We start from the raw sequence: 23,787 nt of genomic DNA, 5'->3' as shown, positions 1-23,787 counted from the left end.
GAGACAGAATCTGACCTGACGATTCGTCAGCCGATGTGGAAGCTGTCGCCGTACACCTTCCAGTCGAGCGGCGGGTCCAGGTTCAGATTGCCCTTGTCGAGGAACACGCGCTGCGCGGTGTCCACCCGGCTGGTGTCCTCGTGGGCCTCCTCCTGCTTCATCGCCCAGACGCGGGCGTCGAGGAAGGCGTGCAGATACGTCGTCTGGTTACCGCCCTGGGCCGGGGTCTTCGCCTTGGCCAGCGCGCGCTTGCGGATGTTGCCGAAGCTGGTGCTGTCGCCGCCGTCGCCGTGCATCACGATGGCGTCGTAGTACGCGAACTGCCCGAGCGTGCCCAGGCCGTCCTGCTTGCCCCGGTTCACGGCCGGGTTGAAGTAGACCCGGTCGCGTTCGTCGTTCTGCGCGGTCTTGAACGCGGAGTCCTTGGCCGCCTGCTTCCAGGCGGCGGTGAACCCCGGGTCGAGACCGTCGTGCGAGTCGGTGCCGTCGACCTCCCGCAGGGCGGGCAGGTAGGCGGCGAGCGGGTTGCCGGGCTTGCGCTGGGTGTACAGCTCGACGAGATCCAGCATGTCGCCGGTGCCGGAACAGAATCCGATGATGCCCGCGGTGTAGCCGCGGCCGTCGCCAATGTCCTCGATGTAGCCGTACTGCGCCTTCCAGTCCAGCGAGGAGTTCTCCGCGCTGGAGACGATCCGCATGGCGATGTCCTTCTTCGCCGGGTCGTCGAGTCCGGTGGCCGCCGCCACGGCGCTGCCGAAGACAGGTGAGGTGGCAGGGGCGGCTGCGGGTGAGGCGGCGGGGGGCTCCGCTGCCGCGTGGGCCACGGACGCGGTGGGGACCGCGACCAGCGTCAGCGCGAGCAGAACGGTGCGAATGCGGGGGGTGGGCACCTGACCTCCAGGGTGGGAAGTGGGGAGAGTTCCTGCGGGCGTATCTGTTAGGAAGCTTTCCTACCAAAGCCAGGGGGTGCCGTATACCCGTCCGCCTGTGAAGAAGGAGTGTGGGCCGGTCACTTGGGGCGATACCGTCCCCGGTGGCGCACTGCGGGGCAGCACCGGCCGGAGGCCGTTGTCAGACCCCCGTGGCAGCATTCCGGCCATGGATCTCGTACAGGTATTAGCCGATCTCGACGCCCAGCCGTGGGCGGAACTGGAGCACGCGTACGGCAGCGCCGAAGACCTGCCCGAACAGCTGCGGGCGCTGGCGGGCGCGGACGAGGAAGAGGCGGCGGAGGCCCTGGGCGAGCTGTACAGCAGCATCCTCCACCAGGGATCGGTGTACGAGGCGTCCGCGCGGGCCGTGCCGTATCTCGCCGGGCTGGCCGCCGCAGGGGTACGGGCCGGGGACCTGCTGGTCCTGCTCGGAGGGATAGCCGAGAGCGAGGGCGTCTACGACGGCACGCCGCCCGGCGAGTGCCAGGCCGCCGTCACCGGCCAACTGCCCCTGATCCTGCCGCTGGTCGACGCGGAGGACCCGGCGGTGCGGCAGGCGGCGGTCTGGGCGGCGTCGCGCACAGGTGCCACGGCACCGGTTCTCCCGGTGCTGCTGCGGTGCTGGGAGCGGGAGGAAGAACCCCTCGTACGGGCCGAGTTGCTCGCCGGGGCGGTGCTGCTCGACCCCACGGGTCCGGCGGCGGCCATGGTCACCGCCGGGCTGGAGGCGGGGGAGCCGGCGGAGCTGCGGATCGCCGCGGTCCTGGGCTCCCTGGACCTGGGACTGCCCTGGACCGGGACGCACCACCGGGCGGTGCTGTCCCTGCTGCCGGCCGACCCACTGGTCGCCGGCCGCCTCGATCTGGAGACGACGGAACCGCTCCACCGCATCATCGAGGCACTGCTGGAGCGCGACACCGCCGAGGACCGCGAGTCCGCGTTCGCGCTGCTCGACTTCGCGCTGCGCGTCCCCGACGACGACATCCGCGCGGAGGCCCTGTGGGCGACGGAACAGGCGTGCCTGGCCTCACGGAGCGCCCCGGCCCGGCTCGCGAGCCCGCTGATCGCGCTGCTGGACGACCCGGTCTCCGCGCGGCCCGCCCTCAGCGCCCTGGACAAGCTCGGACCGCACGCCGCCGCCGCGGCGCCCGCGCTGGCGGCGCTCGCGTCCGGCGGCGGCGACGCGGGCCCTGCCCGGGGCCTGGCGGACCGCGCGCTCAAGGCCCTGGTCGGCGTGGCCCCGGAGCTGGCCGCCCCGCTGCTCGCGCGTGATCTGCCCGAGCGCCCCGCGGCCCTCGGGGCCGCCTGCGGCTTTCCCTACGACCGGCTCGACGGGCCGTTCCCGTACCACCCGGAGTTGCTGGCCGCCGCCAGGGCCAGGCTGACCGCGCCGGAGCTCGACGGGAACGAGCCGATCCATCTCGTCCGGCTGCTCGCCTCCTGGGGCGCGCGGGCCGCGCCCGCCTTCCCCGAACTGGCCGCGTCGCTGGGCAGGTTCCCCGTGTTCGTGCCCGCCGCGCTGGCGGCCGTCGACCCCGGGCGGGCCGTCGTACCGCTGGCGGAGGCCGCCGTATCGGGGCCCGAGCAGGGCCGGTTCGCCGCCGCGCGTGCGCTCCATTCCCTCGCCGGCGACTCCGTCACCGGCGGCACGGAACCGCTGCTGACCGTCCTCGCCGCGGAACTCGCCGCGGACGACACCCATCGCGTACGGCAGGCCGCCCGTGCCACGGCCGATCTCGGCGAGGACGCCGCCGTACTGGTCCCGCGGCTGCGGGCGGCGCTCAGCACGGACGGCGATCGCCTGACGGCGCCGCGCCTGGACACCGACCTGGACATCGCCCTGGCCCTGTGGAGGGTGACCGGTGATCCCGGGGAAGCGCTGCCGGTGATCGCGGCCGTCCTGGAGGCGACGGACACCGAGTGGATGCGCTGGACAGCCGTGAACGCCGCCCGCGCCGCCGCCCGCCTCGGCCCGGCCGCGGCGGCGCTCCGTCCCGCACTGGAACGGGGCCTGGCCGATCCCGAACGGGCCCCGGCGATGGCTCGGGCCCTGCTCGCCACCGGAGCCGTCACGCACCACCGGGCGGACTGTGCCCACCACGCGGACCACGCCCACCGCGTGCGTCTCGCGGACACGCTGCTGCGCTGCGCCGAGCGCGACGCGGACCCGATGGGCGCCCTGGAAGCGCTCGCGGCCCTCGGCCCCGAATCCCTGACGGAGCCCGAACTCCACCGGCTGGCGCGCCTGGCGGAACGGGACCACCGGGTGTGGTGCACGGGCTCGGAACCGGACGTGGTCTCCTCGGACGCGCGCTTCCAGGAGAAGGCCCGCGCACTGCTGCGCACCGCGACCGCCTCCCGGCGCACCGACGCCCCGGCCACCGACTGACCGCACTCGGAGGCCCGCCGATGACCAGGGCGTCGCTTCCGGGCCGGCCGACCGCAGAGCCCCCCCGGACCCTCGGGCGGCCGGCCCCGGCTCACTCCCCGGGCCGCCAGTCGGGGCGGCGACCGGTCAGGCCGACCACCCGGTCCAGCAGCGGGGCGTCCTCGGGAACGTCGACCGGCGGCCCGAACACCCCGTCCGGAGCCTGGCCCGAGTCGTCGCCCGCGTCGCCCGCGTCGGTTCCGCCGGGCCCGCCGGATCCGGCCACCGCGGGCGGGGTCAGCATCGCGAACGACGCCCGGAGCGACGCCTCGGCGGGGGCGTACGGCTGCCCCGTGCTCCGCGCCAGGTCCCAGCCGTGGATCTGTACTTCGTTGAGTGCCACCAGCCCGGCCACGGCACCCGGAAGATCGACCCCGCCGATCCGGGTCGCGCCCTCCCATGCGGCGGGCGAACGCCAGGACTCGGCCAGCTCGTCCAGCTGCCGGGGCAGCACCTCGCGCCAGTCGTCCGGCAGTACGGGCAGGGCCGCGTCCGGCGGTGTGTCGGTCGTCGGCCCCGACGTCTTCGCCGCGGCGTCGCGGAACGCCACCGTCAGCCCGACGAGATGCGCCAGCACCTCGCGTACCGCGTAGTCGGGGCAGGGTGTCGGGCCGGAGAGCTGATCATCCTTGATACCGCCCAGCAACCGCGCGACCTCGCGGCACGCGGGCCCCAGGTCGAACGGCTCCATCTCTGTCTGAGTGTCCATATGAGGGAGACCGGCCCGGCCGCCGAAACTCATCGCCGCGGAGCACTTCGAGACGTCCTGTCTCGAAGGATGGTCAATCATGGCTGGAAATAACCCTATGTATGTACGATCCAGTCGTTCCAGACCCCACAGCGATGCCGCGCGGGATCGAACCCTTCCGTCAGACCGGAGCGAGTCCCGCATGTCCCTGCATACGCGTTCTCAGGAGGCCCAGGAGGCCGAGGCGGCGCTGGAGGCCTGGCGCGCCGCGCGGCGGACCGCCGTGACCGGCCCCGTCGGCAACTTGGCGCTGGTGGAGACCCGGTGGCTGGATCCCGGAGTGGACGCCGCCGAGGAACGCGCCAGGACCGTGGTCCCGGACGGTGTGACCGTCACCACCGTCCGGCGGACCAACCTCCATACCGGGGAACCGGAAGAGGCGCTGCGCTTCTGGGACGCGGACGCTCCGGCCGTCCGGCATTTCTCGCATATCGCCTCATATCCCTTCCATCCGGACTGGGTGATCGAGGCCACCTTCACCCCGGTATCCACCGACCGCCGGGTGCCGTTCGAGCACATGCGCGACAGCGGAGGCAGTCGCGAACTGGTTGTCCCCGGCGATATCCACGTCACACTGGACGGTGTGGACTACACGCTGTCGGCCTTCGACGACGACGGGACGCTCCTCCTGGTCTTCGGTGACCCGACGAACGGCGGCGACACCTACGGCGCCGGCCGCTTCCTGTTCGTCCCGCGCGAGCCGGGCGGCGAAACGGTCGTACTGGACTTCAACCACGCCTTCGTGCCGCCGTGCGGATTCTCCGCTCAGTACAACTGTCCACTGCCGCCGCGGCAGAACCGGCTGCACCTGCCCGTCGAGGCGGGCGAGAAGCTTCCGGTCTTCCGCGACGGCTACACGGTCAACTGAGCACACCCGAGGCACCACGGCCGGACCCCACCACCCCTCCCCGGGGACCCCGTCCGGCAGTCGATCAGGAGAAGAAGTCATGAGAAAGTCCGTACCGCTGCTCGGCGGCACCCTGGTGGTCACCCTGTCCCTCGCCCTCACCGCCTGCGGCTCCGGGACCGACAACAAGACGAGCGATTCACCCTCCGGCCCGTACGACAAGAACGCGACCGTCGGTATCGGCTCGCTCTACGAACCGCAGAATCTGGACAACACCGGAGGCGGCGGCCAGGGCGTGACCGAGGCGCTCAACGGCAATGTCTACGAGGGGCTGTTCACCCTCACCGACAGCGGCAGGACCGAGAAGCGGCTCGCCGAGGACTACACCGTCAGCCCGGACGGCCTCACGTACACCTTCACCCTGCGCGACGGCGTGACGTTCCACTCGGGCAAGGCGCTCACCTCCGCCGATGTGAAGTACAGCATCGAGAAGGTCCGCGCAGAGAACTCGCAGTCGGCGCGCAAGAGCAGCTTCGACATGGTCAAGTCGATCACGACCCCGGACCCGTCCACCGTCAAGGTGACCCTCTCGTCCAAGTCGATCTCCTTCGTCTACAACCTCAGCTATGTGTGGGTGGTCAACTCCGCGGCCAAGGACCTCAAGACCTCGGAGGACGGCACCGGCCCCTACACACTGGACAAGTGGACCCGGGGCTCCGCGCTGAGCCTGGCGCGCTTCCCGGGGTACTGGGGTACGCCGGCGACCAACGCGAAGGTTGTCTTCCACTACTACAAGGACGCGACCGCCCTCAACAACGCGCTGCTCACCAACGCCGTGGACGTGGTGACCAGCGAGCAGAGCCCGGACGCCCTCGACCAGTTCAAGAACAACCCGAACTACAAGGTCAACGACGGCAACTCGACCACCAAGCTGCTGCTGGCCTTCAACGACCGGGTCAAGCCGTTCGACAACGTCAAGGTGCGCAAGGCCGTCAGCTCCGCGATCGACAACAAGAAGCTGCTCCAGTCGGTCTGGGGCGACCACGGCACACTGATCGGCTCGATGGTCCCGCCCACCGACCCCTGGTACGAGGACCTCACCAAGGTCAACCCGTACGACGTGACGCTCGCCAGGAAGCAGCTCGCCGAGGCCGGCTATCCCAAGGGCTTCCGCTTCACGCTCGACACCCCCAACTACGACCCGCACCCGACGGCCGCCACCTTCATCAAGTCGGAACTGGCCAAGGTCGGTATCAAGGTCGACATCAACATCATCACGCCGGACGAGTGGTACACCAAGGTCTACAAGAACCGCGACTTCAGCGCCACGCTCCAGGAGCATGTCAACGACCGGGACGTCGTCTGGTACGGCAACCCGGACTTCTACTGGGGCTACGACAACAAGCAGGTCACCGAGTGGGTGGAGCAGGCCGAGCAGTCGGACACCACCGACGCGCAGACGGCCCTGCTGAAGAAGGCCAACCGGCAGATCGCCGAGGACGCGGCGAGCGACTGGCTCTACCTCTATCCGCAGATCGTGGTGGCCAACACCACGCTGTCGGGCTACCCGCTCAACGGTCTCAACTCGCAGTTCCACGCCTACGGCATCAAGAAGAGCTGACGCTCCCGCCCGAGCCGAAGGTCACCGGAGCCGACACTCCACGTGAGCTGACGCTCCGCCCCCGCCGTGCGGGCCCGGCCGCCTCACTCCGGGCCCGCATCGCGGAATCCCCACTTCCGTCGATCGGTCCCCCTGCCTGATGATCTCCTACCTGCTGCGACGGCTGGCCTTCCTGGCCGGCTCGCTGTTCCTGGCCAGCGTGGTGCTCTTCCTGCTGCTGCGGCTGCTCCCCGGCGACCCGGCGAACTCCCTGCTCTCGGTCGGCGCCACCCCGGAGCAGATCGCCGCCGCCCGCCACGAGATCGGCTCGGACCGCCCCGTACCGGAACAGTTCGTCACCTGGCTCCACCAGCTCGCCACCTTCGACCTGGGGAACTCGTTCGTCAGCACGCTCCCGGTGGGCCCGGAGATCACCTCCCGGCTCGATGTCACCGTCCCGCTGACGCTGCTCTCCTTCCTGCTGGCCGTGGTGATCGCCGTCCCCGTCGGCTTCATCGCGGCCCACCGGTCGGCCACCTGGTACGGGACGCTGATCAGCGGGATCTCCCAACTGGGCATCGCCGTACCGGTCTTCTGGATCGGGATGATCCTCATCACCGTCTTCGCACTGCGCCTCGGGGTGCTGCCCGCCGGAGGCTTTCCGCAGGACGGCTGGGCGCGCCCGGGGGAGGCGCTCACCTCGCTGGCCCTGCCGGTGATCACCGTCGCGCTGGTGATGTCGGCCTCCCTCATCCGGTACGTACGGTCCGCCGCGCTGGATGTCCTCGACAGCGACTATCTGCGTACGGCCAGGGCCCTGGGCTCGTCCTTCAACCGGGCGATGTGGCGGCACGGCATGCGCAACGGCGCGGTGCCGGTCGTCTCCGTCCTCGGGATCGAACTCGCCACCACCCTGCTCGGGGCGGTGGTCGTCGAGACGGTGTTCGCGCTGCCGGGCCTGGGCAGCCTGCTCGCGCAGGCCGTCGCCCAGCACGACTACCCCACGGTCCAGGGGGTCCTCTTCGTGAGCACCTTCGCGGTCCTGGTCATCGGGTTCCTCAGCGATCTCGCGCAGCGGCTGATCGATCCCCGGCTGCGCGGCCGACTGTCGGGAGGCACACGATGAGCGAGCGGACCGGTCCGACCCCCGGCCCCGGCGAGGCCACGGACCTCACCCCGGCGGCCGTGCCCGCCGCGCAGAGCGCGAAGCCGGCCACCCGTACCCGGCGCTCCCCGGCCCTGGTGGCCGGCTGCGTCCTGCTCGGACTGATCGTCGTCACCGCGCTGGTCTCGCTGTTCTGGGTCCCGTACGCCCCCGACGACACGACGGGCGGCCGGCTCGCGGCGCCCGGACTGCCGCATCTGCTCGGCACCGACAAGCTCGGCCGCGATCTGCTGACCCAGCTGATGACCGGCGCGCGCATCGCGCTGGAGGCCGGACTCGGCGCCCTCGCGATCGGAACGGTGCTCGGTGTCTGCTTCGGTCTCGCCGCGGGCTTCGCCACCCGATGGCTCGACGACACGCTGTCCACCCTGCTGGACGTCCTGATCGCCTTCCCCACCCTGCTGCTGGCGATGCTGATGGTGGCGGCCCGCTCCGCCTCGCTCAGCTCCGCGATTCTCGCCATCGGGCTCGCGATGACGGCCGTGGTGGCCCGGCTGACCCGGATCCTGGTCAAACGGGTCCTGGCGCGGGACTACATCACGGCGGCACGCACCTCGGGCACCTCCTGGCCCCGCGTCATCACCGGCCATGTGCTGCCCAATATCTGGCCCACCCTGGTGGTGAACCTCGCCCAGCAGTTCGGCCTCGCCGTCATGGCCGAGGCGAGCCTGTCGTTCCTCGGGCTCGGCGCCCCGCCGCCGAACGCGTCCTGGGGGCGCATGCTCCAGGAAGCACAGGCGACCGTGTTCACCGCACCCACCGGGGTCATCGCCCCCGGAGTACTGCTGGTCATGTTGGTCGTGGGCGTCAATCTGATCGCCGACGGACTGCGCGACACCCTCGACCCCACCCGGCGGAGGAGCCGATGAACGCGCGCGATACGCGGGTGCTCGACGTCGACGGACTGACGATCCGCACCGGCCAGGGCCGGACCCTGGTCTCCGGCCTGACGTTCTCGGTCGGCGCGGGCTCCCGGCTCGGGCTGGTCGGCGAGTCCGGCTCCGGCAAGTCCCTCACCGCGCTCGCCGTGCTGGGCCTGCTGCCCTCCGGAATGAACGCCTCGGGCAGCATCGTCCTGAGGGCGGCCCCGGACGCACCGGGTACGGAAGTCATCGGCGCGACCGAGCAGCGGCTGACGGCTCTGCGCGGCCGGGCCGCCACCGCCGTCTTCCAGGAGCCCCTCACCGCGCTCGACCCGCTGATGCGGATCGGCGGCCAGCTCGCCGAACCGCTGCGCCGGTGGCGCGGGCTGCGCGGAGCGGCGCTGCGCCGCGCCGTGGCCGACGCCCTCGATCAGGTACGGCTCCCCGACCCCGAGCGGATCACGCGCGCCTATCCGCACGAGATCTCCGGCGGCCAGCGGCAGCGGGTCGCGCTCGCCATGGCACTGGCCTGCGAACCGGCCCTGCTGATCGCGGACGAGCCCACCACCGCCCTCGATGTCACCGTCCAGTCGGAGGTGCTCGCGCTGCTGGACGGGCTCGTCGCCGAGCGGGACATGGCGCTGCTGTTCGTCAGCCACGACCTGGCCGTGGTCTCGTCCGTCACCGATCACGTCCTGGTGCTCAAGGACGGGTCGGCCGTCGAGTCCGGCAGCGTGGACGACATCGTGCGGCGCCCCCGGCACCCGTACACCCGGGATCTGGTGGACAGCGCCCGGCACCTCGAAAGCGCACTGGAACGGATCGTCCGATGACCACTCCGATCCCGGGCACCCCGGGGCCGGCCACCCCGCCGCCGGGCCCCCGGACCGCCGCCCCCGCCGCCGCCCCCGCGATCCTGGCCGCGCGGGACGCGGGGTTCGCCTACCGGGGCGCGCCCCCCGTCCTGCACGACGTCTCCCTCGACATCACCGCGGGCCGCAGCCTCGGGCTGGTCGGCGAGTCCGGGGCGGGCAAGACCACGCTGCTGCGGCTGCTGCTCGGCCTCACCCGCCCCACGAGCGGGCGGATCCTGTTCGACGGGGACGAGCTGAGGCTCCGCGACCGCGACCAGATGCGCCGCTTCCGGCGCGGCGTACAGAGCGTGTTCCAGGACCCGTACTCCTCGCTCGACCCCCGGCAGCGGGTCAGCGGCATCGTCGCGGAGCCGCTGCGCTCACTCGGTCTGAGCCGGCCGGTGGCGCGCGGGGAGGAGGATCCGCGCGTCGCCGCCGCGCTGGAGGCGGTCGGCCTGCCCGCCGACGCCGCCCGCCGCTATCCGCACGAGTTCTCCGGCGGCCAGCGCCAGCGCATCGCCATCGCCAGAGCCACGGTGTGCGAGCCCCGCGTGCTGCTCGCCGACGAACCGGTCAGCGCGCTCGATGTCACCACCCGCGTCAGGATCGTCGACCTGCTCGTCGAGCTGAAGGAGACACGGGGGCTGACCATCGCGATGGTCTCGCACGACCTGTCGGTGGTGGCGGCGCTGTGCGAGCGGACGGCGGTGCTGGAGAACGGGCGGGTCGTGGAGCAGGGCGACACCACGTCGGTCCTCGGCTCGCCCTCGCATCCGTACTCGCGGCGGCTGATCGCGAGCGTACCGAGGCTTCCGTCCCCCGAGGCCCTCTGAGATCCGGCACGCGCACACCCCCGGCGCCGTGCGGGACACCGGGGGCGGTCCGTACACCGGGAGGCGTCAGCCGCGCAGTTGCTCGTACGCCGGGAGCGTGAGGAAGTCCGCGTAGTCGTCGTCGAGCGCGACCGTGAGCAGCAGATCGTGGGCCTGCTGCCAGCGGCCGGCGGTGAAGGCCTCCTCGCCGATCTCGGCGCGGATCGCGGCGAGTTCGTCGGCGGCGAGGGTGCGGGCCAGTTCCGGGGTGGCGCGTACGGTACGGCCGTCGTGGTCGAACTCGACGCCCGCGTTGATCCACTGCCAGATCTGCGAACGGGAGATCTCGGCGGTCGCCGCGTCCTCCATCAGGTTGAAGATCGCGACGGCGCCCATGCCCCGCAGCCACGCCTCGATATAGCGGATGCCGACCTGGACGGCGTTGCGCAGGCCCTCGTACGTGGGCCGCGCGTCGAGCGAGTCGACGGCGATCAGATCGCCCGCGGCGACGGAGACGTCCTCGCGCAGCCGGTCCTTCTGGTTCGGGCGGTCGCCGAGGACCGCGTCGAAGGAGGCCAGGGCGATCGGGACCAGATCGGGGTGGGCGACCCAGGAGCCGTCGAAGCCGTCGTGCGCCTCGCGGTCCTTGTCGGCCTTGACCTTCTCGAAGGCGACCTTGTTGACCTCGGCGTCGTGCCGGGACGGGATGAAGGCCGCCATGCCGCCGATCGCGTGGGCGCCGCGCTTGTGGCAGGTGCGGACGAGCAGTTCGGTGTACGCGCGCATGAACGGGGCCGTCATCGTCACCGCGTTGCGGTCCGGCAGCACGAACTTGGCGCCGCCGTCCCGGAAGTTCTTGACGATCGAGAAGAGATAGTCCCAGCGGCCCGCGTTCAGCCCGGAGGCGTGGTCGCGCAGCTCGTAGAGGATCTCCTCCATCTCGTACGCGGCGGTGATCGTCTCGATCAGCACGGTCGCGCGGACGGTCCCCCGCGGAATGCCCACGTAGTCCTGGGCGAAGACGAAGACATCGTTCCAGAGGCGGGCCTCCAGATACGATTCCGTCTTCGGCAGGTAGAAGTACGGGCCCTTGCCCAGCTCGATCAGGCGCTTGGCGTTGTGGAAGAAGTACAGACCGAAGTCGACCAGCGCGCCCGGCACCTGCTCGCCGTTAAGCTGGAGATGACGCTCCGCCAGATGCCAGCCGCGCGGGCGCATCACGACGGTCGCGAGCTGATCGGCGTCCTTGAGGGCGTACGACTTGCCGGAGCGCGGGTCGGTGAAGTCGATACGGCGCTGGTACGCGTCGCTCAGATTGAGCTGGCCGAGGATCACGTTCTCCCAGGTGGGGGCGGAGGCGTCCTCGAAGTCGGCGAGCCAGACGCGCGCACCGGAGTTGAGCGCGTTGATGGTCATCTTCCGGTCGGTCGGACCCGTGATCTCCACCCGGCGGTCGTCCAGCGCGGCCGGCGACGGCGCGACCCGCCAGCTGTCGTCCTCGCGGATCGCCGCCGTCTCCGGCAGGAAGTCCAGGCTGGAGGTACGGGCGATCTCGGCCCTGCGCTCGGCGCGGCGGGCCAGCAGCTCGTCACGGCGCGGGGTGAAGCGCCGGTGCAGCTCCGCCACGAAGGTGAGGGCCGCTTCGGTGAGTACCTCGTCCTGCCGGGGCAGCGGTTCGGCATCGACGACGGCCAGCGGGGAGGGCGCTGGTGCGGACATGAGCTGTCACTCCTTCACGGGCGGTGCCTGGGACCGCCGTTCGGCCCAGGACGGCACGGAGTGCCGAGGCGTGGGGGGACGGTCGCGGGCGCCGTTCGACGGGTAAGGCGCTTCTGGCCTGTGGATAATAGTTTCCTTATGGTGGAAGTTCAATGGTTTGTTGATGTCGAGATTCTCCGGGTCGACAGACCGTGGCTCCGCGTGCCATGGCCCTCACTCCAGGTGCGACAGATCCTCCTCCGTATCGATGTCGTACGCCCGCGCGACATCCCCGCACTCCACACGCGCGATCTCGTTCTCGTGTGCCCGCAGATACGCGCGGGCACCGCGATCACCCTCCGCGTCCGCCGCGATCTCCGCCCACCGGCGGGCGCCGAACAGCACGGGATGGCCGCGCTCGCCGTCGTACGAGGCCGCCGCGAGCGAATCCGGGGTGCGGTACGCGCCCACCACCCGGGCCACCGCCGCCGCGCCGATCCCCGGCTGGTCCACCAGCAGCACCACCACCGCCTGCGCGTCCGTGCCCGCCAGCGAGGCGAGCCCCGCGCGCAGCGAGGACCCCATGCCCTCGGCCCACCGCGGATTGTCGACCAGTACGTATCCCGGCAGATCGGCCCGGCTCCGTACCTCGCGCGCCGCCGCCCCCAGCACCACATGCACCGGCCCGCATCCCCCCTCGCGCAGGGCGCGCGCGCCGTGCTCGACCAGCGGCCGCCCCCGATGCGTCAGCAACGCCTTGGGCCGTCCCCCCAGCCTGCGCCCGCCGCCGGCGGCGAGCAGCAGCCCGGCGACCGGGGGAGGAGGCGGGCTCGTGTCCTTCGCTGTGCCTGGCATGAGTACTGCGTACCTCAATCCGTCGTACTTCGCTCCGTGGAGTGGCGCGTACCGCGCGTAATGGCGTTAACTTGCCCGCGAACCTTGGCGCTTGACCACCGTCCGAGGAGTCGGCCTTTTGGTGTGCGGCGGTACAGGAACGGGCCCGGCACAGCGGCGTGCGCGGGCGAGGCGCAAGGGGGAGAGCTTTGTTGCGGAGCGTGGGGCAGACGCCGGTGGCAGAGAAGGACGAGGACCCGAGGGTCATGGAGCTGCGGGCCGCGGTGTCCCGGCTCAGGCGTGAACTGGCCGGATATCAGGCCGAGTTCAGGGACCGCGCCATCGCGGAGGACGAGCTGGCGGCCCTTGCCGCGATGGTGGCGAGCGGCGCCCCCGAGGCATCCCGTATGCGCCGTTCGCTGCTGCTGATCGTGGGCTCGATCGGTTCGGTCAGCGCGCTGGGACAGGCGCTGATGGGCGTGCGGGCCGCGGTCGATCTCTTCGGGGACGCGCCCCGCGGGCACTGACGGAACCCATGCTTCTCGCCGGCGCGAAGATGTCGGACCCTCGCAAAAATCATATCAATGAGCTCGAAATGATGATATCGCCTGTAAATTAGGTGTATGCAGAAGCGAACCGCGCGTACTCGGGAACGAGTGCTGGGCGCCGCGGCGGATCTCTTGACGAGCGAGGGCCGCACGGCTGTCTCCACCCGGGCGGTGAGCGCCGCGGCCGGGATTCAGCCACCGACGCTGTACCGGCTGTTCGGTGACAAGGAAGGTTTGCTCGACGCGCTCGCCGCCTACGGGTTCCGGCAGTACCTCATCGAGAAGCGGGCCCTGGAGGAGACCGACGACCCCATCGCCGACCTGCGCCGCTCGTGGGATCTCCATGTGGATTTCGGTCTTTCGCGGCCGGGCTTCTACGTACTGATGTACGGCGAAGGGCGTTACCGAGGGGACATCCCCGCCGGGTTGGAGACCAGCGCGATCCTGCGCCGGAACCTGACCCGGGTGGCGGTCGGCGGCCGGCTCCGCATGAGCGTGGAGCGCGCGACCCGGCTCATGCATGCCAGTGGTCTCGGTGTCGTGCTGTCACTGATCGCGACCCCGCCCTCCGAGCGGGACCTCGGACTTCCGGCGGTCGCCCGCGAACACGTGCTGCGAACGATCACGACCGCGGGTGAGTGCGAGCAGGAGGCGGCGCCGGGCGTCGCCGGGCGAGCCGTGGCCCTGCGCGAGGCGTTGCGCGACCGCGGCACCACCGTGCTGACGCGTTCCGAGCGCGCGCTGCTGTCGGAGTGGCTCGATCGCATCGCCGACACGGGTCCTCCTGCGGTCCGGTGCGCACCCGACAGGAGGGATGGCCGCGATGGTCACATGTAGGGACCTGCCGCCGAACGCCGGAAACGAGACAGAGCGGACGATCGGCGCGGCCATAGCGGTCATCGATGCGGAAGGGACCGTGATCGGGTGGACTCAGGCCGCTGAGCGACTCGTCGGTTTCCCGGCCGCGGACGCGGTCGGCCGCGCCGCCGCGGAGGTGCTGCCGACCCTTGAGGCCGTCTCGAAGGCATCGGCAAGCGCGGAGCGGGACGGCGCCGAGTGCGGCCGGCCCGGAGGCGTCGGGCTCCGCCACCGCGACGGCAGCCCTCTGGACGTGACCCTCAGGGCCTGCCCGCTGTCGGGGCAGGGCGCGGGGACCCACTGGCTCGTCTCCGTGGCCGACATGACCGGGATCTCCTCGTGGCCGGTGGACGGGACGGGGGTCGAGTCGCTTCTGTCGAGTGCGCCGATCGGCATCGCCGTCCGCGATCCGGAACTGCGCTGTACCTGGGTGAACGACGCCCTGGCACTTCAGGACGGCCTCCCCCGTGACGTACGGCTCGGGCGGCGGCTGACGGAGGTACTGCCGGGGAGCGAGGCCCGGAAGGTCGAGGCGGTGATGCGGCAGGTCCTGGAGAGCGGCATCCCGACAGTCGACCTCGAATACCGGGTGTGTCTGCCAGGTGCGCCGGACAGGGCGGTGCCACGCCGGGAGAACTCGTTCTCGACCTCCTTCTTCCGCCTCGATGACGCCCAGGGCCACGTCCTGGGTGTGTGCGTCATGAGCGTGGATGTGACGGACAGACAGCGAGCACGGGAGCGCCTGGCTGTCCTCAGCGAGGCCGGCACGCGGATCGGCAGCACGTTGGACGTGATGCGGACCGGGCAGGAACTCGCCGACTTCGCCGTGCCGCGCATCGCGGAGTACGTCACCGTCGACCTGGCGGAGTCGGTACCGCTGGGCGAGGACTCCCTGGCCCGGCTCGGCGCGACGAACGGACGTATACCGGCCTTCCGCCGAGCCGGCGTCGCATCGATCCACGAGGGGGCCCCGGAGTCCCTCTGGCCACGGGGGGAGCAGGTCTTCGTCCCCGCGTACTCGCCCTTCACCGAGGTCCTGACCTCGGGCAGATCCCACCTGGAACCGGTGCTGGACGTCGGCAGCACGTGGCTCGGCCAGGATCCGGGGCGGTCGGAGAAGATCCGCGACCACGGGATGCACTCCCTGATGGTCGTGCCGATCCACGCGCGCGGGGCGGTGCTGGGGGTGGCGGTCTTCGTCCGCATGGAGGACCCGGCGCCCTTCGAGGCGGATGATCTGCTCTTCGCCGAGGAACTCGTCTCCCGCGCCGCGCTGTCACTGGACAACGCCCGCCGGTACGTCCGCGAGCGTGCCGCGGCGTTCGCGCTCCAGCGCAACCTGCTCCCGCGCCGCATCACCGGCGGGGACGCCGTCGAGGTGGCTTCCCGCTACCTTCCCGCGGACACGGAGGACGGGGTGGGAGGTGACTGGTTCGATGTGATCCCCCTGTCCGGCGCCCGGGTCGCGCTGGTCGTGGGTGACGTCGTCGGGCACGGCATCAACGCCGCGGCGACCATGGGCAGGCTCCGTACGGCCGTGCATACGCTCGCGAACCTGGACCTGCCTCCCGACGAGCTGTTGGCCCACCTCGACGACACGATCGACCGCCTCGCCGAGGAGGGCGCCGACTCCGAGGACCACACAACCGTGGCGGTGGGGGCCACCTGCCTCTACGCCGTCTACGACCCGGTGACGCGGCACTGCACGATGGCACGAGCGGGGCACCCGCCGCCCGCGATCATCGGGCCACAGGGCCAGGTCACCTTCCCCGACCTGCCGTCCGGCCTGCCGCTCGGCGTCGGACTGGGCTCCTTCGAAGCCGCGGAGCTGGAACTTCCCGAGGGCTCCGTACTCGCCTTCTATACCGACGGACTGGTCGAGACCCGCGACCAGGACATCGACGCGGGGCTGCTCCGACTGGGCACTGCCCTGGCGGCGCGGCCGGACCGCCCCCTGGAAGAGCTCTGCTCGGACGTGATCGACACCTTGCCGACCCAGGCACCGTTCGACGACGCCACGCTGCTCCTCGCCCGGACCCGTTCTCTCAGGCCGACGCAGGTCGCTTCCTGGGAGCTGGCGGGCGAGCCGGTCGTCGTCGGTCGGGCCCGCGCGCTGGTCACCGCTCAGCTGACCGAGTGGGGACTGGAGAATCTCGCGGCCACCACCGAACTCATCGTCAGCGAACTGGTCACCAACGCCCTTCGCCATGGTGCCGCGCCGGTCACCCTCCGTCTGATCCGGCACCGCGTGCTTGTCTGCGAGGTCTCCGACGCCAGCGACACCGCCCCGCGCATGCGCCATGCCCGTGCGACCGACGAGAGCGGCCGAGGCCTCTTCATCGTCTCGCAGCTTTCCCGGAGACACGGCACCCGCTACACCGCTGAGGGCAAGATCGTCTGGGCCGAACAGGAACTCAAACCCGTGGAGTGACCACGCTCCGCGGCGGAGGATCCGCTGCGTACCGGACGTTCGCAGGCCCCGGCCTCCCGGCGGACGGCACTACTTTCGCAACACGCCCTAGACGTGTGACTGCGCCTGCGCCTGCGCTGTGTTCGCCAGGGCCTCGGAGAGATCCCGCGCGACCTCCTGGAGCACCGGAACGATCCGTTCCGTAGCCTCCTCCGTCACCCGGCCCGCCGGACCCGAGATGGAGATGGCCGCGGCCGTGGGGGAGTTGGGCACCGGAACAGCCAGGCAGCGGACGCCGATCTCCTGCTCGTTGTCGTCGACCGCGTACCCCGCCCGGCGCACCAGCTCCAGGGCGTCCAGGAAGCCGTCGGGTGTCGTGATCGTCTTCTCGGTGGCGGCCGGCATCCCCGTACGGGACAGCAGGGCGCGGACCTCCTCCGGTGAGATGTGCGCGAGCAGCGCCTTGCCCACGCCCGTGGAGTGCGGCAGTACCCGCCGGCCGACCTCGGTGAACATCCGCATCGAGTGCTTCGAGGGGACCTGCGCGACATACACGATCTCGTCGCCGTCGAGCAGCGCCATGTTCGCCGTCTCGCCGGTCTCCTCGACCAGCCGGGCCAGATAGGGCCTCGCCCATGTACCGAGCAGGCGCGACGCGGACTCGCCGAGCCGGATCAGCCGGGGGCCGAGCGCGTACCGGCGGTTGGTCTGCTGGCGCACATAGCCGCAGGCCACCAGCGTGCGCATCAGCCGGTGGATGGTCGGCAGGGGCAGCCCGCTGCTCGCCGAGAGTTCGCTGAGCCCGACCTCGCCGCCCGCGTCCGCCATTCGTTCGAGCAGGTCGAAGGCGCGCTCAAGGGACTGGACGCCGCCGGCGGAGGCGGATTTGGTGGCGTCGGTGGTGCTGGCACTGGACGACGGCACGACAACGGTCCTTTCAGGGCGAGCGGTGCAGGCAAGCAGCCTACCGGGCCGTGCGGCCGGGTACTTGATCGATGGTGGAGCGTCTCCGCCGGTCAGGACGTTTCTGTCCGGCGTCCGCGGTCAATTGTGTGCGATTCGTCCATTCTATATTGCGAAATCAAGTTTTCACTTCACGGAAACATTCAGGCCCGGTCCGGTCTTGACTGGTCAGGATCGGGAGTGAAGACTCCTTCAACAGGTTGTTGAAATCTCGCTCAGTGAGGGGCACCGGTGTCCGATGTGAGCCTGGTACTGCGCTCGACGCGCGTCATCACGCCGGAAGGGACGCGGGCGGCCTCGATCGCCGTCGCCGACGGCAGGATCGCGGGCGTACTGCCGTACGACGCGGAGGTGCCGCCCGGCGCCCGGCTGGAGGACGTCGGCGGCGATGTCGTGCTCCCCGGCCTCGTCGACACACACGTCCATGTGAACGACCCCGGACGCACCGCGTGGGAAGGCTTCTGGACCGCCACCCGTGCGGCGGCGGCCGGCGGGATCACCACGCTCCTCGACATGCCGCTGAACTCCCTGCCGCCCACCACCACGGCCGCCCATCTGCGCACCAAACGCGAGGTGGCCCGTACGAAGGCCCATATCGACGTCGGCTTCTGGGGCGGCGCCGTCCCGGACAACGTCAAGGACCTGCGCCCGCTCCACGACGCCGGGGTCTTCGGCTTCAAGAGCTTCCTGTCGCCGTCCGGAGTCGACGAATTCCCCGCGCTGGACCAGGAACAGCTCGGCCGCTCGCTCGCCGAGATCACCGGCTTCGGCGGACTGCTGATCGTGCACGCCGAGGACCCGCGCGAACTGGCGGCCGCGCCCCGGCCGAGCGGCCCCGCCTACGCCGATTTCCTGGCGTCCCGGCCGCGCGACGCCGAGAACACCGCGATCACGAGCCTGATCGCGCAGGCCCGGCGGCTCGACGCCAGGGTCCACGTACTGCATCTGTCGTCGTCCGACGCGCTGCCGCTGATCGCCGAGGCCAAGCGGGACGGCGTGCGGATCACCGTCGAGTCCTGCCCGCACTTCCTGACCCTCACCGCCGAGGAAGTCCCGGACGGGGCAACGGAGTTCAAGTGCTGCCCGCCGATCCGCGAGGCCGCGAACCAGGACGCGCTCTGGCAGGGCCTCGCCGACGGCACCATCGACTGCGTCGTCTCCGACCACTCGCCCTGCACCACCGAGCTCAAGACCCCCGACTTCGGGACCGCCTGGGGCGGTATCTCCTCCCTCCAGCTGGGCCTGCCGGCGATATGGACCGAGGCCCGCCGCCGCGGCCGGCCGCTGGAGGACGTCGTCCGCTGGATGTCGACGGCCCCCGCCGCGCTCGCCGGACTGACCCGCAAGGGCGCCATCGAGACGGGCCGCGACGCCGACTTCGCGGTCCTCGCGCCGGACGAGACCTTCACCGTCGACCCGGCCCGCCTCCACCACCGCAATCAGGTGACGGCGTACGCGGGCAGGACGCTGTACGGCGTCATCGGATCCACCTGGCTGCGCGGCACCCGGATCGTCCATGACGGCGTGCTCACGGAGCCCACCGGCCATCTGCTCGAAAGGAACAACTGACCGTGCCCGAAGCCCTGTTCACCGGTGACGCCCGCCCGTACGGCGGCGGCGACCCGTACGCCGACTACCGCACCACCGACTTTCCCTTCGCCCACCTCGCCCACCTCGCCGATCTCGCCGACCGCCGGCTGGGGGCCGGTGTCATCGCCGCCAACGACGAGTTCTTCGCCGAACGCGAGAACCTGCTGAAGCCCGGAGCGGCGGAGTTCGACCCGGAGCGCTTCGGCCACAAGGGCAAGATCATGGACGGCTGGGAGACCCGCCGCCGCCGCGGCTCCGGCGCCGGGTCGCCGCACCCGACCGACGCGGACCACGACTGGGCCCTGGTCAGGCTCGGCGCGCCGGGGGTGATCCGGGGAATCGTCGTCGACACCGCCCACTTCCGCGGCAACTACCCACAGGCGGTCTCGGTGGAGGCCACCTCGCTGCCCGGCTCCCCGTCGCCCGAGGACCTGTGCGGCGACGGCGTGAAGTGGACGGAACTGGTGCCCCGCACGGCCATCGGCGGCCATGCCGCGAACGGCTTCGCGGTCGACGTGGAACAGCGCTTCACGCATCTGCGGCTGAACCAGCATCCCGACGGCGGCATCGCCCGGCTCCGCGTCTACGGCGAGGTCGCGCCCGACCCCGCGTGGCTCGCCGCCCTCGGTACGTTCGACCTCGTCGCGCTGGAGAACGGCGGCGGGGTGGAGGACGCCTCCGACCGCTTCTACTCGCCCGCCACGAACACCATCCAGCCGGGCCGCTCCCACAAGATGGACGACGGCTGGGAGACCCGGCGCCGCCGGGACAAGGGGAACGACTGGATCCACTACCGGCTGGTGGCACAGGCCGAGATCCGCGCGGTCGAGATCGACACGGCGTACCTGAAGGGCAACGCGGCGGGGTGGGCGACGCTGTCGGTACGGGACGGGGAGACGGCGGAGTGGACGGAGACGCTGCCCCGGACGAGGCTGCAGCCGGACACGAACCACCGGTTCGCGCTGGGGGCGGGGGTGGTGGCGACGGAGGTCAGGCTGGACATCTTCCCGGACGGAGGGGTGTCGCGACTGCGGGTGTTCGGGGGGTTGACGGAGGGGGGCGCGGCGGGACTGGCGGCGCGGCACGGGGAGCTGGGCGGGGGGTAGCTGGGGGGTGCGGTGTTTTCCGGACGGGGCCGCCGCGCCCCACCCGCCCCGGCGCACGGCCGGGCCTGTCGGTGACGGGCGGTGAAGGGCGGTGAAGGGGGGGCGTGTCCGGGACGTGGAGCGTGATGTGTGGCGCGCGGACGCCCGAACCATCGACTGGCCGGAGTCGCGCCGTAAATCATGCCGTCCCGGACGCGAGACCCGGAGCGCCACCCGGCGACAACCCGCACACAATCACCGGCCCGAGCCGAAACGCACCCCGGGACCACGCCCCCGCCAGAAGGCGCCCCCGCCAGAAGACGCACCCGCCAGAAGACGCACCCGCGGAAACCATCGTCGGCTCTCGGCCGACTTTGGTAGCTTCCGACCTCGCCGACCCGGTCCGCCCCGCCCCACCTGCGTAAATTGTCAATATGACACGCACGGACTACCCCTGGCTGCTCCCCTCGGAGATGATCGACCCACGAGGCCCCGAGCTGCCCGGCGACCGTGGCCGTGCCCGGCCGCGGCGGACCGTGCGGGACTGGATCATCGACACCCTGATGTTCCTCCTCGCCGCCACCATCGGACTGCTCGCCCTGGAGGCCAGCGAGAAGGCCGGCAATTCCGAGAACATCGTCTTCGTCGACATGATCGCGGGCGTGCTGGCCTGCTGCGCGCTGTGGACGCGGCGGCGCTGGCCCGTGGTGCTCGCGGTCGTGCTCGCCGTGGTCAACGTGGTGGCGCCGGTCACCGGCGGGGCCGCGCTCGTGGCGCTCTTCTGTGTGGCCGTGCACCGGCCGTTCCGGACCGTCGCGGCCGTCGGCGGGCTGTCCCTGGTGGCCGGGTGCTTGCAGGCGTGGATCCGGCCCGATCCGGGGACGTCGCTGGTGACCGCGCTCATCGCGACCGTCGTACTGATCCTGATGGTCACCGGCTGGGGCATGCTCGTGCGGGCCAGGCGTCAGCTGGTCGTCGCGCTGCGCGAGCGGGCGACGCGGGCGGAGGCCGAGGCCGAGCTGCGGGCCGAGCAGGCGCAGCGGCTCGCGCGTGAGGCCATCGCGCGGGAGATGCACGACGTGCTCGCGCACCGGCTGACGCTGCTCAGCGTCCACGCGGGCGCGCTGGAGTTCCGGCCCGACGCGCCGGCGCCCGAGGTCGCCAGGGCGGCCGGGGTGATCCGGGACAGCGCGCACGAGGCGCTCCAGGACCTGCGCATGATCATCGGGGTGCTGCGGGAACCCGGCGACGAGGGCCACCGGCCGCAGCCCACGCTGGCCACCCTGGACGCGCTGGTCGCCGAGTCGCGGGAGGCCGGGATGAACGTGACACTGGACAGCCGGGTCGACGATCCGGCCGAGGTGCCCGCCGCCACGGGCCGTACCGCCTACCGCATCGCCCAGGAGGGTCTGACCAACGCCCGCAAGCACGCGCCGGGCACCGAGGCCACCGTCGAGGTGAGCGGCGGGCCGGGGGACGGTCTCACCGTGGAAGTGCGCAACGCCGCGCCGCGGGGCGAGGTCCCGAGGGTGCCGGGTTCCGGCCAGGGGCTGATCGGGCTGACCGAGCGCGCGCTGCTGGCCGGCGGCCGGTTCGAGCACGGGGCCACCGGCGACGGCGGGTTCGCCGTTCGCGCTTGGCTACCGTGGGCCTCATGAGTATCCGGCTGATCATCGTCGACGACGACCCCCTTGTCCGCGCGGGACTGACGTTCATGCTCGGCGGCGCCGACGACATCGAGATCGTCGGGGAGGCCGCCGACGGCGCCGAGGTCCCGGCGCTGATCGAGCGGACCGCGCCCGATGTGGTGCTGATGGACATCCGGATGCCCAAAGTGGACGGTCTGACGGCCACGGAGACGCTGCGCCGCCGCCAGGACGCCCCGGAGGTGCTCGTGCTGACCACCTTCCACGCGGACGAACAGGTGCTGCGGGCGCTGCGCGCCGGGGCGGCCGGATTCGTTCTCAAGGACACCCCGCCCGCCGAGATCGTCACCGCGGTACGGCGGGTGGCTGCCGGGGATCCGGTGCTGTCGCCGGCGGTCACCCGCCAGCTCATGACCCATGTGGCGGGGGCGCCCGCCGGCGCCCGGAGGGACGCCGCGGCGGCGGACCGGCTCGACTCCCTCGCCGAGCGCGAGCGGGAGGTCGCGCTCGCCGTGGGCCGCGGCCAGTCGAACGCCGAGATCGCCGCCGGGCTCTATATGAGCGTCCCCACCGTCAAGGCCCATGTCTCCCGCATCCTGGCCAAACTCGGGCTCAACAACCGTGTCCAGATCGCCCTGTTGGTGCATGATGCCGATCCGGCCATGGGGGAGGACGGTGGCCGCGGCGGCGACGTACGCTGATCCGATGGCGGCTATCGAACTGGCAGATTACGGACCGGACTTCAACGTAAATCCTTATCCGTACTACGAGAAGATGCGCGAAACGGGCCCCGTCCACGAGATCCGGACCCCGGACGGCAATCGCTTCTGGCTGGTCGTCGGATACGAGGAGGGGCGTCTCGCCCTCGCCGACGCGCGGCTGTCGAAGTCGCTCTCCGTCATGGGGTACGAGTCGACCGACGAGGCGATCATGGGCCCGCACGTGCTGACCCTCGACCCGCCGGACCACACGCGGCTGCGCAAGCTGGTCGCCCCCGAGTTCACCCCGCGCAGAGTGGAGAAGCTGCGCCCGCGCGTCCAGCAGATCACCGATGACCTGCTGGACGCCATGGTCCCGGCCGGACAGGGCGATCTGGTCGACGCGCTGGCCTTCCCGCTGCCCATCACCGTCATCTGCGAACTGCTCGGTGTGCCGCACGCGGACCGTGACACCTTCCGGGCCTGGACGAACGAGATCGTCGCGCCGACCACGGCCACCGGCGCGCGCGACAACACCGTCGAGCTCTGCGCGTATCTCGACGCGCTCATCGAGGACAAGCGTGTCTCGGCGCCCGGCGACGATCTGCTCTCCACCCTGCTGCGCACCCGCGCGGAGGACGGTGACCGGCTCTCCGCGGCCGAGCTGCGCGCCTGGGCCTATGTCCTGCTGATCGCCGGTCATGAGACGACCGTCAACCTGATCGCGAACGCGGTCCGGACGCTGCTCGGCAACCCCGGTCAACTGGCCGCTCTGCGGGCCGACTTCGGTCTGCTCGACGGCGCGATCGAGGAGACACTGCGGTTCGAGGGGCCGGTGGAGACCAGTACCGCACGGTTCACCAGCGAGCCGGTCACCTATGGCGACACGGTGATACCGGCCCGCGAGATGGTCCTGATCTCCCTGGCCTCCGCCGACCGCGACCGGGCCCGTTTCCCGGATCCGGACAGCTTCGACATCCACCGCTCCGCCACCCCGGGCCGCGGCCCCGGCCATCTCGCCTTCGGCCATGGCATCCACTTCTGCCTGGGCGCGCCGCTGGCCCGGCTGGAGGGCAGGATCGCCATCCGTACGCTGCTGGAGCGCTGCCCGGACCTGGCGCTCGACCCGGCGGCGGGCCCCTACGAGTGGCTGCCCGGACTGCTGATCCGCGGGGTACGCGGGCTGCCGGTGCGCTGGTAGAGGCAGA

At 71.4% G+C, this 23,787-nt stretch carries 20 protein-coding genes; 15 read left to right on the top strand and 5 right to left on the bottom strand.

Annotated elements, in window-relative coordinates:
• Positions 1-26 precede the first annotated feature (26 nt).
• The gene (locus tag CU044_RS10285) at positions 27-890 is read right to left on the bottom strand and encodes a chitosanase (protein WP_129768182.1); all 864 of its coding nucleotides are present in this window, start codon (positions 888-890) and stop codon (positions 27-29) included.
• A 208-nt stretch (positions 891-1,098) separates the two neighbouring features.
• Between CU044_RS10285 and CU044_RS10280 the strand changes: the two genes are divergently transcribed.
• Complete coding sequence (locus CU044_RS10280; protein ID WP_129768181.1) at positions 1,099-3,321, top strand: HEAT repeat domain-containing protein; 2,223 nt, start codon at positions 1,099-1,101, stop codon at positions 3,319-3,321.
• A 91-nt stretch (positions 3,322-3,412) separates the two neighbouring features.
• Here CU044_RS10280 and CU044_RS10275 read toward each other — a convergent pair whose 3' ends face one another.
• A complete protein-coding gene (locus CU044_RS10275) occupies positions 3,413-4,069 on the bottom strand; it encodes a TIGR03086 family metal-binding protein (protein WP_129768180.1) in 657 nt (218 codons plus the stop codon).
• Between the two features lie 181 nt (positions 4,070-4,250).
• Between CU044_RS10275 and CU044_RS10270 the strand changes: the two genes are divergently transcribed.
• The 6 genes from CU044_RS10270 (at position 4,251) to CU044_RS10245 (ending at position 10,270) form a co-directional block, all read left to right on the top strand.
• The gene (locus tag CU044_RS10270; RefSeq protein ID WP_129768179.1) at positions 4,251-4,976 is read left to right on the top strand and encodes a DUF1684 domain-containing protein; all 726 of its coding nucleotides are present in this window, start codon (positions 4,251-4,253) and stop codon (positions 4,974-4,976) included.
• A 79-nt stretch (positions 4,977-5,055) separates the two neighbouring features.
• A complete protein-coding gene (locus CU044_RS10265) occupies positions 5,056-6,576 on the top strand; it encodes an ABC transporter substrate-binding protein (RefSeq protein WP_129768178.1) in 1,521 nt (506 codons plus the stop codon).
• 139 nt (positions 6,577-6,715) lie between these two features.
• Complete coding sequence (locus CU044_RS10260; RefSeq protein ID WP_129768177.1) at positions 6,716-7,681, top strand: ABC transporter permease; 966 nt, start codon at positions 6,716-6,718, stop codon at positions 7,679-7,681.
• On the top strand, positions 7,678-8,589 hold the full coding sequence (locus tag CU044_RS10255; protein ID WP_129768176.1) for an ABC transporter permease: 912 nt from the start codon (positions 7,678-7,680) through the stop codon (positions 8,587-8,589). The genes CU044_RS10260 and CU044_RS10255 overlap by 4 nt, the downstream gene beginning before the upstream one ends.
• Positions 8,586-9,416 carry an ABC transporter ATP-binding protein gene (locus CU044_RS10250; protein ID WP_129768175.1) on the top strand — a complete coding sequence of 277 codons (831 nt, stop codon included), beginning with the start codon at positions 8,586-8,588 and terminating at the stop codon, positions 9,414-9,416. Before CU044_RS10255 ends, CU044_RS10250 begins: the two co-directional genes overlap by 4 nt.
• Positions 9,413-10,270, top strand: coding sequence for an ATP-binding cassette domain-containing protein (locus CU044_RS10245; protein WP_129768174.1), 858 nt, complete (start codon positions 9,413-9,415; stop codon positions 10,268-10,270). Before CU044_RS10250 ends, CU044_RS10245 begins: the two co-directional genes overlap by 4 nt.
• Positions 10,271-10,336: 66 nt before the next feature.
• Here the strand turns inward: CU044_RS10245 and aceB are convergent, their stop codons facing one another.
• Together aceB and CU044_RS10235 are read right to left on the bottom strand one after the other, a co-directional pair.
• Positions 10,337-11,968, bottom strand: a complete 1,632-nt coding sequence (gene aceB, locus CU044_RS10240) for a malate synthase A (protein ID WP_129768173.1) — start codon at positions 11,966-11,968, stop codon at positions 10,337-10,339.
• Between the two features lie 213 nt (positions 11,969-12,181).
• Positions 12,182-12,802, bottom strand: a complete 621-nt coding sequence (locus CU044_RS10235; protein WP_129768172.1) for a nucleotidyltransferase family protein — start codon at positions 12,800-12,802, stop codon at positions 12,182-12,184.
• A gap of 188 nt (positions 12,803-12,990) precedes the next feature.
• Here CU044_RS10235 and CU044_RS10230 point away from each other — a divergent pair, with 188 nt between their 5' ends.
• From CU044_RS10230 to CU044_RS10220, 3 genes are all read left to right on the top strand, one after another.
• Complete coding sequence (locus CU044_RS10230) at positions 12,991-13,308, top strand: DUF5955 family protein (protein WP_129768171.1); 318 nt, start codon at positions 12,991-12,993, stop codon at positions 13,306-13,308.
• A gap of 129 nt (positions 13,309-13,437) precedes the next feature.
• Positions 13,438-14,166 carry a TetR/AcrR family transcriptional regulator gene (locus CU044_RS10225; RefSeq protein ID WP_240045469.1) on the top strand — a complete coding sequence of 243 codons (729 nt, stop codon included), beginning with the start codon at positions 13,438-13,440 and terminating at the stop codon, positions 14,164-14,166.
• Positions 14,144-16,618 (top strand): SpoIIE family protein phosphatase, encoded by a 2,475-nt coding sequence (locus tag CU044_RS10220; RefSeq protein WP_345790128.1) that lies wholly within the window; start codon positions 14,144-14,146, stop codon positions 16,616-16,618. Before CU044_RS10225 ends, CU044_RS10220 begins: the two co-directional genes overlap by 23 nt.
• An 87-nt stretch (positions 16,619-16,705) precedes the next feature.
• Here CU044_RS10220 and CU044_RS10215 read toward each other — a convergent pair whose 3' ends face one another.
• Positions 16,706-17,521 carry an IclR family transcriptional regulator gene (locus CU044_RS10215; protein ID WP_129768169.1) on the bottom strand — a complete coding sequence of 272 codons (816 nt, stop codon included), beginning with the start codon at positions 17,519-17,521 and terminating at the stop codon, positions 16,706-16,708.
• 270 nt (positions 17,522-17,791) lie between these two features.
• On the opposite strand from CU044_RS10215, the gene allB reads away from it, so the two are divergent.
• From allB to CU044_RS10190, 5 genes are all read left to right on the top strand, one after another.
• Entirely contained in the window at positions 17,792-19,129 is a 1,338-nt protein-coding gene (gene allB, locus CU044_RS10210; protein ID WP_129768168.1) for an allantoinase AllB, read from the top strand.
• Positions 19,126-20,256, top strand: a complete 1,131-nt coding sequence (alc, locus tag CU044_RS10205; protein ID WP_193563922.1) for an allantoicase — start codon at positions 19,126-19,128, stop codon at positions 20,254-20,256. Before allB ends, alc begins: the two co-directional genes overlap by 4 nt.
• 413 nt (positions 20,257-20,669) lie before the next feature.
• Entirely contained in the window at positions 20,670-21,893 is a 1,224-nt protein-coding gene (locus tag CU044_RS10200; RefSeq protein ID WP_129768166.1) for a histidine kinase, read from the top strand.
• Positions 21,890-22,582, top strand: coding sequence for a response regulator transcription factor (locus CU044_RS10195; RefSeq protein WP_129768165.1), 693 nt, complete (start codon positions 21,890-21,892; stop codon positions 22,580-22,582). The genes CU044_RS10200 and CU044_RS10195 overlap by 4 nt, the downstream gene beginning before the upstream one ends.
• 4 nt (positions 22,583-22,586) lie before the next feature.
• Positions 22,587-23,780: a cytochrome P450 gene (locus tag CU044_RS10190; RefSeq protein ID WP_129768164.1), complete on the top strand. Its 1,194-nt coding sequence runs from the start codon at positions 22,587-22,589 to the stop codon at positions 23,778-23,780.
• Positions 23,781-23,787 lie beyond the last annotated feature (7 nt).

The sequence above is a fragment of the Streptomyces sp. L-9-10 genome (genome assembly GCF_004151105.1).
Classification (GTDB): Bacteria; Actinomycetota; Actinomycetes; order Streptomycetales; family Streptomycetaceae; genus Streptomyces.
The sequence above is the reverse complement of the archived record's forward strand: the minus strand, read 5'-3'. Positions and strand labels throughout refer to the sequence as shown.

Excerpts from the sequence above, each read along its gene's own strand:
- CU044_RS10280 (WP_129768181.1), top strand. The coding sequence starts at position 1,099 with ATGGATCTCGTACAGGTATTAGCCGATCTCGACGCCCAGCCGTGGGCG.
- CU044_RS10275 (WP_129768180.1), bottom strand. The coding sequence starts at position 4,069 with ATGGACACTCAGACAGAGATGGAGCCGTTCGACCTGGGGCCCGCGTGC.
- CU044_RS10270 (WP_129768179.1), top strand. The coding sequence starts at position 4,251 with ATGTCCCTGCATACGCGTTCTCAGGAGGCCCAGGAGGCCGAGGCGGCG.
- CU044_RS10265 (WP_129768178.1), top strand. The coding sequence starts at position 5,056 with ATGAGAAAGTCCGTACCGCTGCTCGGCGGCACCCTGGTGGTCACCCTG.
- CU044_RS10260 (WP_129768177.1), top strand. The coding sequence starts at position 6,716 with ATGATCTCCTACCTGCTGCGACGGCTGGCCTTCCTGGCCGGCTCGCTG.
- CU044_RS10255 (WP_129768176.1), top strand. The coding sequence starts at position 7,678 with ATGAGCGAGCGGACCGGTCCGACCCCCGGCCCCGGCGAGGCCACGGAC.
- CU044_RS10250 (WP_129768175.1), top strand. The coding sequence starts at position 8,586 with ATGAACGCGCGCGATACGCGGGTGCTCGACGTCGACGGACTGACGATC.
- CU044_RS10245 (WP_129768174.1), top strand. The coding sequence starts at position 9,413 with ATGACCACTCCGATCCCGGGCACCCCGGGGCCGGCCACCCCGCCGCCG.
- aceB (WP_129768173.1), bottom strand. The coding sequence starts at position 11,968 with ATGTCCGCACCAGCGCCCTCCCCGCTGGCCGTCGTCGATGCCGAACCG.
- CU044_RS10235 (WP_129768172.1), bottom strand. The coding sequence starts at position 12,802 with ATGCCAGGCACAGCGAAGGACACGAGCCCGCCTCCTCCCCCGGTCGCC.
- CU044_RS10220 (WP_345790128.1), top strand. The coding sequence starts at position 14,144 with ATGGCCGCGATGGTCACATGTAGGGACCTGCCGCCGAACGCCGGAAAC.
- CU044_RS10200 (WP_129768166.1), top strand. The coding sequence starts at position 20,670 with ATGACACGCACGGACTACCCCTGGCTGCTCCCCTCGGAGATGATCGAC.
- CU044_RS10195 (WP_129768165.1), top strand. The coding sequence starts at position 21,890 with ATGAGTATCCGGCTGATCATCGTCGACGACGACCCCCTTGTCCGCGCG.
- CU044_RS10190 (WP_129768164.1), top strand. The coding sequence starts at position 22,587 with ATGGCGGCTATCGAACTGGCAGATTACGGACCGGACTTCAACGTAAAT.